Here is a 12789-nt window from a genome sequence, read left to right on the forward strand (position 1 = left end):
CGCCCTGGCAGTTGGATTTGCCCGGTTGCGCGGTGGTAGGAACGGGAGCTGGCGCGGAGCATTTGGCAGAGCGCCGCTCCGGTTGCTCGGTATTGCCGATCGGCAATTGGAAATATCCAGAAACAGAAATCCGACCAGCGGATCATCGGCTGGGGCTGGGGACGGGGCTGGAGCTACCCGTTGAAAGGGATGACTGCCGGATTGTGCGCGAACGCCCTGGAGCCGACTATGCCGACCGCTTCACCGCGTCGCGACCGGCCGGCGTAACATCGAGCCGCCCCAGCATCGCCCTCGCCTGCTCGGCGCAGTGCTCGATCAGCCAGCGCTCGAACGCGACCGGCGGCAGCGCGGGCGCGTAGAGGAAGCCCTGGACGACGTCGCAGCCGAGCTCGGCCAGCGTCTTGCGCTGGCCTTCGGTCTCGACGCCTTCGGCGACGACGGTCATGCCGAGGCCCTGTCCGACGCGCACCACGGCGGTGGCAACCGCGAGCGCGCCCGCGTCTCTCTCGATGTCGCGCATGAAACTGCGGTCGATCTTCAGCTCGCGGATCGGCAGATGCGCGAGCCGGCTGAGGCTGGAATAGCCGGTGCCGAAATCGTCCACGGAAAGCCCGACGCCGAGCTCGCGGATCGCGTTCATTGTCTCCAGCGCGGCAACGCTGTCCCGCATGAACGTGCCCTCGGTGATCTCGAGCATCAGCGCATCCGGCGGCAGATCGTATTCGGCGAGGATGTCCTTGAGCCGCGCCGCCAGCGTAACGTTGCGGAAATTGATCGGCGACAGGTTCACCGACACGCTGGGAATGTTGAGCCCGGCGCGGCGCCAGTCCGCCATCTGCCGGCAGGCCTCACGCACCGACCACAGGCCGATCTGCTCGATCAGGCCGCACTCTTCGGCGAGCGGGATGAACTTCGCCGGCGAGACGTCGCCGAGCACGGCATCATGCCAGCGCGCCAATGCCTCGACGCCGTGGACGGCACCGTCGCAACTGCTGATCTGCGGCTGGTAGCTGAGGTCAGCGCGCCCTCGGCGATGGCGCGGCGCAGCGCTGCGATCAGCGCCAGGCGCTGCTCGGTGAGCCCGTTCATTTCGGCGCTGAAGATGCGATGGGTGGAGCGGCCGGCCTGCTTGGCCATGTACATGGCCGCATCCGCCTGCTGCATCAAGGTGTCGATGTCGGTCGCATGGTCGGGATAGAGGCTGATGCCGATGCTCGCCGACATCTGCAGCTGCCTCGAGCCGAGCCGCAGCGGCGCGGCGAGCGCCTCCGTGAGCCCGGCCGCGACGCGTTCGGCGCTCTCGGCGTTGCGCTGCGGCAGCAGGATGACGAACTCGTCGCCGCCGAGCCGTCCCAGCATGTCCTCAGGGCCGATCTGCTCGCGCAGGCGCTGCGCGAGCTGGATCAGCAGCTCATCGCCGGCGGCGTGGCCGAACGTGTCGTTGACGTCCTTGAAATGATCGACGTCGAGGAAGGCCAGCGCGACGTGGCTGCCGGTCGGGCAGGCATCGATGGCCGTGGTGATCAGGTGCCGCAGTTGCGCGCGGTTCGGCAGCCCGGTGAGAATGTCGTGATAGGCGAGCCGCGCGATCTCCGCCCGCGCTTCCTTGCGCTCGATCGCGAAGGCGCCGAGGTCGACGCAGGCGTTGACGATGCGGCGGTGCCAGTTGCTCGGCGCGCGCGGTTCACGGAAATAGAAGGCGAAGGTGGCGATGACCCGGCCGTCCTTGGCCTTGATCGGTGTCGACCAACAGGCGCGCAGGCCCACTTCGAGCGGACGCGTCTTGTAGGGCTGCCAGCGCGGATCGGTGTCGAGATCTTCGGCCAGCACCGGTTCACCGTAGAAGGCCGCGGTGCCGCAGGATCCGACATTCGGACCGATCGCGATGCCGTCCAGCGCACGCGAATAGTCCTCGGGCAGGCTGGGGCCGCCGAGCGGATGGACGAGGCCTGCGGCATCGACGTGAAGCAACGAGCAAACCACGTCGGGCGCGATCTCCTCGACCCGGCGGCACAGCCTGTCGGCGATATCGGTGATCGGAACCTCGTCGGCCAGCGCACTCATGATGAGCTGCTGGAGCGAGCGCAGCTGCCTGGTCTCGGTGATGTCCTCGAGCAGCGCGAAGATGTGCCTGGCACGGCCCTTCTTGTCGCGGAAGACGTCGATACGGGCGCAGACCCAGATCTCCTCGCCGTCCTTGTTGTAGACCAGCGTCTCGATTTCGCCGCGGCCGCCGCCGGTCATCAGGCGCTTGACGAGCTTCGCGACGGCCTTCCGATCGGTGTGGCGGCCGGCGATCAGCGCGCCTGCGCGGCGGCCCTCGGCCTCCTCGCTGGTGTAGCCAAACAGCGTCGCGAAGGTCGAATTGACGTAGACGATGTTCTGCTCGGTGTCGGTGATGAGCACCGCGCGGTTGGTCTGGTCGGAGACGGCGTGGAGAAGCCCGATTCTGACGCGGCGCTCGGCCTCCGCGGTGACATCACGCGCGAACACGACGTGATGGTTGACGCCGCCACGCGTGACGGATGACAGCGAGATGGCCGCCCGGATCCGGGTGCCGTCGCGCCGCACGAGGCTGATCTCGTCGCGGAACTCCGCGACCGGATCGGCCTGAAGGCATTTGAGCGTGAGAAGTTCGGCGTCGCGGCCGAGCGCCTCGGCGCGCGCGAGTTTCCAGATCCGCTCTGCACCGGCATTGAAATGCGTGATGCGACGCGCGCTGTCGACGATGACGATGCCGCCGTCGGCGCATTCGAGCGCAGCCAGCAGCACGTCCGGAATTTCTGTCATGGGACAATCGGCGGCAGACATCGTTGGACCCGGATGCATCGGGAAGATGGCAAGGGGGGCCGAGGCTAGCGCCGCGATGGTGTCCAAGACGTTTTTGCAACCGGGTCGCGTCCGGCCAAGACGCGACATGATTAACGGCTCGCGAAAGCTGCGAAGACAATCCGATGCATTCGGAACCTATTCGGCCGCGCTTGTGGGCTTGAGCTTGTGCAGCCGGCCGGCCACCGCCCGCACCTTGCGGGGAGCGGCCTGCCAGACCGAGAGCGCCGACAGTCCACTCACGACCATGGCGATGGCGAAGGCGAGCGTGTAGTCGCCGGTGCGATCATAGAGAAAACCCGTGAGCCAGGGACCCGCCGCGCCGCCGGCCAGGGCCGCCAGCATGATCGTTCCAAAAATGCTGCCCTGGTGCCTGCCCTGGAAGATCTCGAACACCACCGCGCCCATGATCGAGGTGAGGCCGTAGCCGAGCGCGCCTTGCGCGAACACCATGACATAGACCAGCCACAGCGACGGCTGGAATTTCAGCGCCATCAGCGCCGCGAAACAGATCGCAAAGCCTGCGCAGCTGATCGCCCATACCCATTCCCGCCCGATCCGGTCGGAGACGTGGCCGAGCAGGATCTGGCCGGGAATGCCGAGCAGGCTGACGATGCCGAGCGCCCATACCGCGACACCGGGGCTGAAGCCGATGTCGAGCAGGAATTTGGTCTGGTGCACCTGCACCGCGTACCAGATGTACAAGCCGCTGAAATAGCCGAGCGCGATCCACCAGAAGCGCGCGGTCGCAACCGCCCGCTTGAGCGTCCAGTCGGTGCCGACCCAGACGGGATCGACGATGTTGGAGACCGGTGTCGCCGCGCCCGCCGCCGGCGTGGCATCGCCGTCCGGCTGGAGGCCGATGTCTTCGGGCCGCTTGTGCAGGAACAGATTGATCGGCGCCAGCACGACGAGGATGAGCAGTCCCATCGCGGTACAGGCGGTGCGCCAGCCGGTCTCTTCGATCATGTGCTGCACCCAGGGCAGCAGCGTCACCGAGCCGATGCCGACGCCGGCAAAGGCAACCCCGATGGCGAAGCCGCGCTTGCGGATGAACCAGTTCGGCAGGAACAGCGATTGGCCGGAATAGCCGAGACACACCGAGCCGGCGCCGACCATGACGCCGATGGTCACGTAGAGATGCCAGGGCGTGCTGGTGAGCGGCGCGAGCAGCAGTCCGCCGCCCATCAGCACGACACCGAGCTCCATCACCGCGCGCGGGCCGGCGCGATCCATCAGGCGGCCGATTAGCGGGCTGACGATGCCCGACACGACGAAGCCGAAGGAGAACGCGCCGGCAGTGACGCCGCGTTCCCAGCCGAATTCGGAGATGATGGGAGGAAAGAACAGCGAAAACGCGGTGCGCGCGTTGACGCCGATCGCCATGGTCACGAAGGTCACCGCGACCACGACCCAGCCGTAGAAGAACGGAAGCCGCATGTTGTGCTTATTTCATCCCTAGATGGTGCTACCGACCATCCAGGGCCGCCTGGGTCAAGTGATTTTCGCGAATGTGTTTCTTGGCGGGTCGCAGAAGTTGCCACATCGTCATGGCCGGGCTTGTCCCGGCCATCCACGTCTTCGCTACGCGGAACAATGAACGTGGATGCCCGGGACAAGCCCGGGCATGACGACCTCACGTATATGTTCAAATGTTGCGAGGCTCGCGCTCAGGCAGCGTCGCGCTGCGAAGCCCGGACGGGCGCGTCGAACTCGATCTGGTCGACCGGCTGCGGGAACAGATAGCCTTGCGCAAAATTGACGCCGAGCGCCGTCAGCCGCTCGAACTCCTCAGCTGTCTCGACGCCTTCGGCGGTGACCGACATATCGAGTCCGCGTGCGAGCGTCACGATCGAGGCGATGATCGCGGAGCTGCGCGGCTGATGCGTGAGGTTGCGGATGAAGGATTTGTCGATCTTGATCTTGTCGAACGGGAACGTGGTCAGATAGCTCAGCGAGGAATAGCCGGTGCCGAAATCGTCGAGCGCGAGCTCGATGCCGATGTGCTTCAGCCGCTCCATGAAGGCGAGGTTCTCGACGCCGCGTTCGAGCAGCACGGACTCGGTGATCTCGATCTCCAGCAGCTGCGGCGCCAGGCCGGAATCTGCCAGCGCCGCGCAGATCGTCTCGAACAGCTCGGCTTCCTTGAACTGGATCGGTGACAGGTTCACCGCAACCATGAGATCGCATGGCCAGGCGGCGGCGTCCGCACAGGCGCGCCGCAGCACGAATTCGCCGAGCGGCACGATCAGCCCGGTTTCCTCGGCAAGCCCGATGAACTGGTCCGGCGGGATCAGGCCGCGGCTCGGATGCCGCCAGCGCACCAGCGCCTCGAAGCCGCGACGGCCACCGCTGGCGACGTCCATAAAGGGCTGATAGTGCACTTCGAGCTGGCACTGCGCGATGGCATCGCGCAAATCGCCTTCCAGCGTATTGCGGGCCTCGAGCTCGGCCGACATCGCCTCGTCGTAGATGGTGAAGCAGTTGCGGCCGGCCGATTTCGAGCGGTAGAGCGCGAGGTCCGCCTTCTTCAGCAACTGCTCCTGGTCGCTGCCGTGGTCCGGTGCGATCGCGATGCCGATGCTGGTGCCGATCTCGACGCGATGGCCCGGCAGCAGGAACGGCTCGGCCACCAGCTTCGCGATCCGCGCGGCGAGCTCGGTCGCGCAGGTCCGCTGATCGTCGCAAGCCTCCTGGATGATGGCGAACTCGTCGCCGCCGAGCCGCGCCAGCACGTCGGTGGCGCGCAGCGCAGATCTCAGCCGCAGCGCCACCTGGCGCAGCAGCGCATCGCCCGCACCGTGGCCGAGCGAGTCGTTGACGTTCTTGAAGCGGTCGAGATCGAGCATCAGGATCGCGAACGGCAGGCCCCGCACGCTCAACTGGCTGTTCATCATGTCGAGCCGGGTCAGGAAGAAGGCGCGGTTCGGCAGCCCGGTCAGGATATCAGTCTGGGCGAGCTCCAGCACCCGCCGGTTCGCCAGCGACAGCCGCCGCGAGTTGCGGCTTGCGAGCATGAGATAGGTTGCGAGCGACAGCGTCAGCAGCATGCCGACGACGATGACGGCAACGGCGCGGTCGTAGGCCGTCTCCAGCGAACCGCCGGCCGTTGGCATGGCGCGCACCTGCCAGTCGGTATCCCCGATCTTGAGGCTGCCCGACCAGTGCAGCGCCCGGGCGACGTCCCCCATCGACTGCGGCGACGTGGCGGCCGACGAATAGTCCGGCAGGGTTTGTTCCAGGCTGACGATCTGTCCCGTGAAGGGCGGATAGACGTTCACGCTGATTGCGGGGCTTGCTCCCGTGGTCACGCGAATGGACTGGATCAGCAGCGGCAGGTCGAAGACGCCGACGACGAAGCCCGCCAGATTGCGGCGCCGGTCCGCCACCGCCTCGCGCGAGGTTCCCTTGGCGTAGACGGGAATGGCAACGAGCACGTCGGGCTGCCGGCCGCCCTCCTTCGGTTCGTAGAGGCGCGTGCGAATGGCGGCGACGCGGTCGTTGTCGCGCGCGCGCTCGAGGGCTGCGCGGCGCTCTGGAACGGTCGCGTAATCCATGCCGTAGACCGACGACGTCTTCGGCTGGGTCGAGTAGAACACCGGGAAATATTCATCGGCTTGCGGCGCGGTCGCGAAGGTCTCGCCCTGGAGCGACTTGATGCGATAGCCGGACACGCCGTCCGTGGCCGCGGCGGCCTCGTATTCGGCGCGCTCCTTGCGGTTGACGCGCGGCAGCCAGGAGATGCGCAGCATGCCGGGATGACGTTCAAACAGCCGGGAGCTGAACGTCTCGAATTCGCTGCGGGTGATTTCCTCGTTGGTCGATTCGAACAGCGTACGCAGCGCGACGAGCCTGGAGATGTACTCGCTCATGCCGTTCTGCATGACGATGGCTTCGGTTTCCGCGGCGTTCTCGAACTCGATCCTGTTGACGCGGTCTTCCCATCGCGCCACGGCGGCGGCGCCGACGAGCGAGAACAGAAGACCGACGCCGACTGCGACGAGCGCAGGACGATAGAGTCCGAGCAGCGGCGCGGCGCGCCACCATCCGATCCTACGTTCCCGATCCTGATCGTTCTGACCCCGACCGCCCATCTTGATCCCGCAAGTCCCCCTCGGCGCGGCAACCCACTTCTGGTTGAGCTGCCGGAACTGCTATCGGACAAGGATCGGGGTTAAGAACCGCACAATTTCAGAACCGGGTCGTCGCAGATTGCGCGGCTTAGTTAACGATTGGCCTGCAAGCAGGGCCCATTGTGGGAGTAATTTGCCGGTTTTCCCCGGACTCTTACGGAGCACCGTTACATCGGGGGTTAGCGAGCTGTTCAGGGCGACGGGACTATCGTTTCCGGCAGGTATTCCCTTATCCGGCAAACATCCTCATGACACGATCGCGATCAGCGGCCTGCGTCGCTCTGGCCGTCGCGCTACTCGCCGCGGCCAATCCTGCAGCGAAAGGCGACGAGGTCGGCGTCAGCGACGATACAATCCTGTTCGGCCAGGCCGCCGCGCTCGAAGGCCCCTCCTCCGCGCTCGGACAGCGCATGCGGCAAGGCATCGTCGCGGCATTCACCGAGATCAACGAAAAGGGCGGCGTCCACGGCCGCAGGCTCCAGCTCATCAGCCGCGATGACGGCTACGATCCCGACCGCTCGGTGGCGCAGACGCTGCGGCTGATCGAGGACGACAAGGTGTTCGCGCTGATCGGCGCGGTGGGCACGCCGACCGCGATGGCGACGATACCGATCACCAGTACCAGGAACATTCCCTTCATCGGTCCGTTCAGCGGTGCCGAATTCCTGCGCGACCTCGAGCTTGCGAACGTCGTCAACATTCGCGCAAGCTATGGCGCTGAAGCGGAGGCCTGGGTCAAGCACCTCACCGAGGATCGCCACTTCACCCGCATCGGCATCTTCTACCAGGACGATTCCTTCGGACGCGACGGCCTTGCCGGTGTGAAGAACGCGCTTGCCAAGCGCGGCCTCGAGCTCGCCGCCGAAGGCACCTTCGAGCGCAACACCCGCGCGGTCGGCTCGGCCTGGCGCATGATCAAGCGCGCCGAGCCCGAGGCCATCGTCATGGTCGGCACCTACGGTCCCTGCGCCGAATTCATCAAGCTCGCGCATCGCAGCGGCTTCCATCCGACCTTCGTCAATATCTCCTTCGTCGGCGCCAATGCGCTCGCCCGAGAGCTCGGCCCCGACGGCGAAGGCGTCATCGTCTCGCAGGTCGTGCCGTTTCCCTGGGATCGCTCGCAAAAGCTCGTCGCCGACTACCAGGCGGCGCAGAGGGCGTTCGACCCGACGCTGACACCGGACTTCGTGTCGCTCGAAGGCTATCTCTCCGGCCGCCTCGCGGCCGCGGCGCTGGAGAAGGCCGGGCCGCAGCCGACCCGCGCGAGCCTCCTGCGCGCCATCAACGACGTCGGCCGCTTCGACATCAGCGGCAGCATCGTCACCGTCGGCGCGCGCATGACCGACGCGCCGCCGAAGGTGTTCTTGACCGTGATCCAGAAGGACGGAACGTTCAGGGCGGTGGATCGGCTTTAGCTGCAGCAGGAGGTCGTCATGCCCGGGCTTGTCCCGGGCATCCACGTTCTTGGCATCGCAGGCAAAGGCGTGGATGGCCGGGTCAAGCCCGGCCATGACGATGCGGAAGCTTTGGTGCGCACAGCGACTGTATAACTTGCGTTAGCTCCGCAGCTTCAAGGCCGGCGCGTCCAGCACTCCGCGTTCACTGCGCCTTGCGGGACCTCGCCTTTGACGATCGCCTCGACCTGCCGCACCGTTTCCAGCGACTGGTATTCGATCGCCTGTGGCGTCAGCCCGCCGACATGTGGCGTGACGACAACGTTGGGAAGCCTCGCCAGCTCCGGGCTCGGCATCTGATCGGGCGCGCGGCCGACATCCATCGCCGCGCCGGCGATGCGGTTCTCGCGCAGCGCCCTCGCCAGCGCGGCCTCGTCGACGAGATTGCCGCGCGAGAGATTGATGAACACTGCATGCTTCTGCATGCGCGCCAGCGCCGCCTCGCCGATCAATTTCTCGGTCTGCTCGTTGGCGATGGCGAGGCAGACGACGTAGTCGGAGGCACCAAGAAGCTCGTCGAGACTGACCTGCCGGATCGAACCGTCGCTGACATCAGCGAAGGGATCGGAGACCAGCACCTCCATGCGCATCACCTTGGCGATTTCGGCGAGATAGCGCCCGATGCTGCCATAGCCGATGATGCCGATCCGGCTGCCGGCGAGCTGGCGGCCCATCCGCGCCTCGACCTTGCGGCCGGCCTGGTAATCCGCCGTCGCCCGGGACACGCCGCGGGAGAGATCGACCATGTAGCCGATCGCAAGCTCGGCCACCGCCTGCACGAAGCCGGGCCCGGCGCGGGTCACGAGCACGCCGGCGTTCGAGGCCGCTTCCACATCGACGTTGCGGATGTCGACGGCGCAGCGGACGAAGGCACGCAGGCGCGGCAGTTGCGCGAAGATCTCGCCGCGCCCTTCCGTCATGCGATCGGCGACGATGATGTCCGCATCTTTCGCCGCACGCACGAGGGTAACCGCGTCCAGCGTATCGTCGCTCTCGTGCAGCATCACCTCGGCGGCTGCCCGCAGGCCGTTCAGGCTGCGGTCGCCGTAGTAATTGCGACGCATCTCCGGCGTATGGGCGAGCAACACTTTCAAGACAGGACTCCCTTAGTAGCCGAATGCCCGCGGCAGCGCGGTCGAGAGCCATGGCACGAAGGCTATGACGAGCAGGCAGAGGAACAACAGGCCGAGATAGCCCATGATCGGCTTCACCGTCTGCTCGATCGGCACGTTGCCGATCAGGCAGGCGCCGTAGAGTCCGAGCCCGAGCGGCGGCGCGAACAGGCCGATGCCCATTGCGATGACCAGCACGACGCCGAAATGCAGGGGATCGACACCGAGCTGCACGGCCACCGGCAGCAGCAGCGGCCCGAAGATGATCAACGCGGCCGCGCCTTCCAACACCGAGCCCATCACGATCAGCACGCCGATCGCGAGCAGGATGAACAGCCACGTCCCTGATGTCTTGGACAATCCCAACATGAAGTCGCCGACCGCGTGCGGCACCTGCTGCAGGGTCAGCGTGAACGCCAGCGACTGCGCGGCGGCGACGATGAACAGCACGAGCCCCGCACGCGTCGCGCCCTGCACGAAGCTGTGTGCGGCCGACTTAAAGGTGAGCTCGCGGAACACGACGCTGCCGACGACGAGCGCATAGGCCACGGCAAACGCGGAGATCTCCGTCGCCGTCGCAAAGCCGCTCTTGAAGCCGAAGAAGATCATGAAGATCAGGCCGAACGAGGCGATCGCGCCGCTCCAAAGGCCAGACACCGGCATCTGCGGCGCAACGTCCTCGGTATCCGCCGGCCGCTTGCCGAAGATGATGGACACCGCGATCAGGACCAGCGCCATCAGCGCCGCCGGCAGGAGGCCAGCGACGAACAGGCCGCCGATCGACAGGTTCGCGACGAAACCCAGGATGATCAAATTGATGCAGGGCGGAATGGTTTCCGCCATCACCGCGGATGCGGCAAGCAACGCCACCGCGCCGCCCGGATTCTGCTTCGAGCGGCGTGCGGCCGGGATCAGCACCGAGCCGACCGCGGCGACGTCGGCCATCTTCGAACCGGATATGCCTGAGAACAGCACCATCGACGCCACCATCACGACGTTGAGCCCGCCGCGCATACGGCCGACACCGCGTTGCAACAGCTCGATCAGGCGCACCGACATGCCGTTGGCTTCCATGAGGTAGCCGACGAGGATGAAGAAGGGGATCGCGAGCAGCACGAAATTGTCGATGCCGCGCGCCATCTGCTGGGCGAAGATCACGCCGGGCAGCGCGCCCTCGACCCAGATGAAGATCAGCGCGGCCAGCGCCAGCGCGAACCCGATCGGCAATCCGCCGAACAGGGTTGCGAAGAAGCCGATAAACATCAGCGTACCCGCTGACGGCACCGTGGACGGCGACAGATAATCCCAGGCGAGATAGAGGCCGCTGACGATGACGACCGCAACGAGGCCCCTGACGATGTCAGGCAGCGGCCGCGCGCAGAGCTGGTCGATCGCGAACACCGTCATGAACAGCGCGCCGATGCCCATCGGGTAGAAGGTCAGCTCCAGCGGCAGGCCGGACCCGGTGGTCTGGCCTGAAGTCAATGATCCCAGCTTGATCGCGTTGTAGGCGACATAGCCGGAGATCAGCACGACCAGAAGCGCGCTCGCGGCATCCACCAGCGTGCGCAGCCGCACCGGCAGCAGATCGCGGAAGAAGGACACGCCGACATTCTCGCCGCGCGCCAGCGCGCTCGCCGCGCCGAAGAAGGCCGAGCCGACCATCAATCCGCGCGCGACGTCGTCAGACCATTCGACCGGCGCATTGAAGCAGAAGCGCAGCAGCACCGACGCGCAGACGACCACGAGATCGGCGGCCAGGAGGATCGCCGCGATCGCGTCGCTGAGGCGAAGCAGCAGCGTAACGCTCCCATGGCGGCCGCCTGAGAGGGGCACGGCGGCTGTCATGGTCAGTTCAGATTTGGTCATCTCAAGCTTGCGTCGCGCGGATGATGTCGATGACCGGCTTGGACTCCGGCCGCGCCTTGATGAAGTTCTCGTGCTGCGGCGCGACGCGCTTCTTGAAGGCTTCGCGGTCGCATTCGGCCACCGTCACGCCCTTCTCGGTCAAAGCCGTCAGCGCCTCCTTCTCGACGGCAAGCCCGTGGGCGCGCGTGTCGGCCGCGGCCTTCTTGGCGGCATCGAGGAAACCCTCGCGCAGCTTCGGATCCATGCGGTTGTAGGTCACGTCGCTGAAGTAGATCGCAAGCGGCGAGAAATTGTGCTGCGTCAGCGCGTAGAATTTTGCCGTTTCGAAGAACTTGCTGGCCAGGATCGTCGGCGGATCGTGCTCCAGCCCGTCGAGCACGCCGGCCTGGAGCGCCGTGTAGATCTCGCCGAAGGCCAGGGGCGTCGCGGCGGCGCCCATCAGGCGCAGGCATTCCGTGATCACCGGATTCGGCAGCGTCCTGATCTTGAGGCCGGCGAGATCCTCCGGCGTCTTCACCGGCTTCCTCGCGAGCACGCTGCGTGAGCCGAAATTATAGGCCCAGGCGATGATGCGGATGTTGCCACTCTTGAGCAGCGCGTCCTCGATCGGCTTGGCGGCGCCGGAATCGAACGCCTTGGTCTGCTGCGGGAAGCTCGAGAACAGAAAGCCGAGGTCGAAGGTGCCGACCAGCGGGACCAGGTTGGCCGAGATCGACGAGCCCGACACCATGAGGTCGATGACGCCGAGCTTCACCGAATTGATGACGTCGATCTCCTGCCCGAGCTGGTTGTCCGGGAAGAAGGCGACCTCGACCTGCTCGCCGAGCCCGTTGCCCTTCAGGTTCTTGACGAGGTTGTCGTAGTAGACGCGGCCGTTGGCGTATTTCGGATCGTTCGGCAGCGAGGAGGAGCATTTCAGCTTCAGCGTCGCCGCTTCGGCGCGACCGATGATGGCAGGAGAGAGAACGAGGCCGGCGGTGACCGCCGTCGACGACTTGATGAACGTGCGACGGCTCACGGGCACGATGGTCATGGCGCGGTCTCTCCCCGAATATTCTTGTTTACGGCCGAGATCGCTGCCGCGGCCTGTTGCGCGGACTGTATGGCCAAAGCGACGGGGCAGGCAAGGGTTGCAGCCGGCCGCCGCAAAGCGGCGGGTTGCGAACATCAACGGCATCGGCGCCGTCAAAACGACCATGTTTGTCCGGGATTCTCGATCGGATCGGCCTCGGGGCCGATGTGCGACAGGACGCTTCGCGCAGCAGCACGGATCAATCCAATTGGTGCATGGATCAATGCGCAATTCACATGGATGCCGCCCGAGCGATGCCCCCGCGGCTCCGGCAGACGCCCTGCCCCATTTTGCCGCAGCTTGCAGCGTGATCCAGTGCA

Annotated in this window: 6 protein-coding genes and 1 pseudogene; 1 reads left to right on the plus strand and 6 read right to left on the minus strand. The window is 65.9% G+C overall.

Annotated elements, in window-relative coordinates; translation table 11 throughout:
• Positions 1 to 226: 226 nt before the first annotated feature.
• The 3 genes and pseudogenes from J4G43_RS38775 to J4G43_RS38785 all read right to left on the minus strand — a co-directional run bounded on the left by J4G43_RS38775 (position 227) and on the right by J4G43_RS38785 (position 6923).
• Positions 227 to 2811 (minus strand): annotated as a pseudogene (locus tag J4G43_RS38775) (EAL domain-containing protein).
• A gap of 156 nt (positions 2812 to 2967) precedes the next feature.
• Positions 2968 to 4269, minus strand: coding sequence for an MFS transporter (locus J4G43_RS38780; RefSeq protein WP_208088148.1), 1302 nt, complete (start codon positions 4267 to 4269; stop codon positions 2968 to 2970).
• A 230-nt stretch (positions 4270 to 4499) separates the two neighbouring features.
• Entirely contained in the window at positions 4500 to 6923 is a 2424-nt protein-coding gene (locus tag J4G43_RS38785; protein ID WP_208088149.1) for a bifunctional diguanylate cyclase/phosphodiesterase, read from the minus strand.
• A gap of 287 nt (positions 6924 to 7210) precedes the next feature.
• On the opposite strand from J4G43_RS38785, the gene J4G43_RS38790 reads away from it, so the two are divergent.
• The gene (locus J4G43_RS38790) at positions 7211 to 8377 is read left to right on the plus strand and encodes an ABC transporter substrate-binding protein (RefSeq protein WP_208088150.1); all 1167 of its coding nucleotides are present in this window, start codon (positions 7211 to 7213) and stop codon (positions 8375 to 8377) included.
• A gap of 155 nt (positions 8378 to 8532) precedes the next feature.
• Here the strand turns inward: J4G43_RS38790 and J4G43_RS38795 are convergent, their stop codons facing one another.
• Genes J4G43_RS38795 through J4G43_RS38805 form a run of 3 tightly spaced genes read right to left on the minus strand, consistent with a single transcriptional unit; the run spans position 8533 to position 12430 of the window.
• The gene (locus J4G43_RS38795; RefSeq protein ID WP_208088151.1) at positions 8533 to 9510 is read right to left on the minus strand and encodes a hydroxyacid dehydrogenase; all 978 of its coding nucleotides are present in this window, start codon (positions 9508 to 9510) and stop codon (positions 8533 to 8535) included.
• Positions 9511 to 9522: 12 nt separating this feature from the next.
• The gene (locus J4G43_RS38800; protein WP_208089530.1) at positions 9523 to 11376 is read right to left on the minus strand and encodes a TRAP transporter large permease; all 1854 of its coding nucleotides are present in this window, start codon (positions 11374 to 11376) and stop codon (positions 9523 to 9525) included.
• Between the two features lie 22 nt (positions 11377 to 11398).
• Positions 11399 to 12430, minus strand: a complete 1032-nt coding sequence (locus J4G43_RS38805) for a TRAP transporter substrate-binding protein (RefSeq protein ID WP_208088152.1) — start codon at positions 12428 to 12430, stop codon at positions 11399 to 11401.
• Between the last annotated feature and the right edge of the window lie 359 nt (positions 12431 to 12789).

The sequence above is a fragment of the Bradyrhizobium barranii subsp. barranii genome (assembly GCF_017565645.3).
GTDB lineage: Bacteria > Pseudomonadota > Alphaproteobacteria > Rhizobiales > Xanthobacteraceae > Bradyrhizobium > Bradyrhizobium barranii.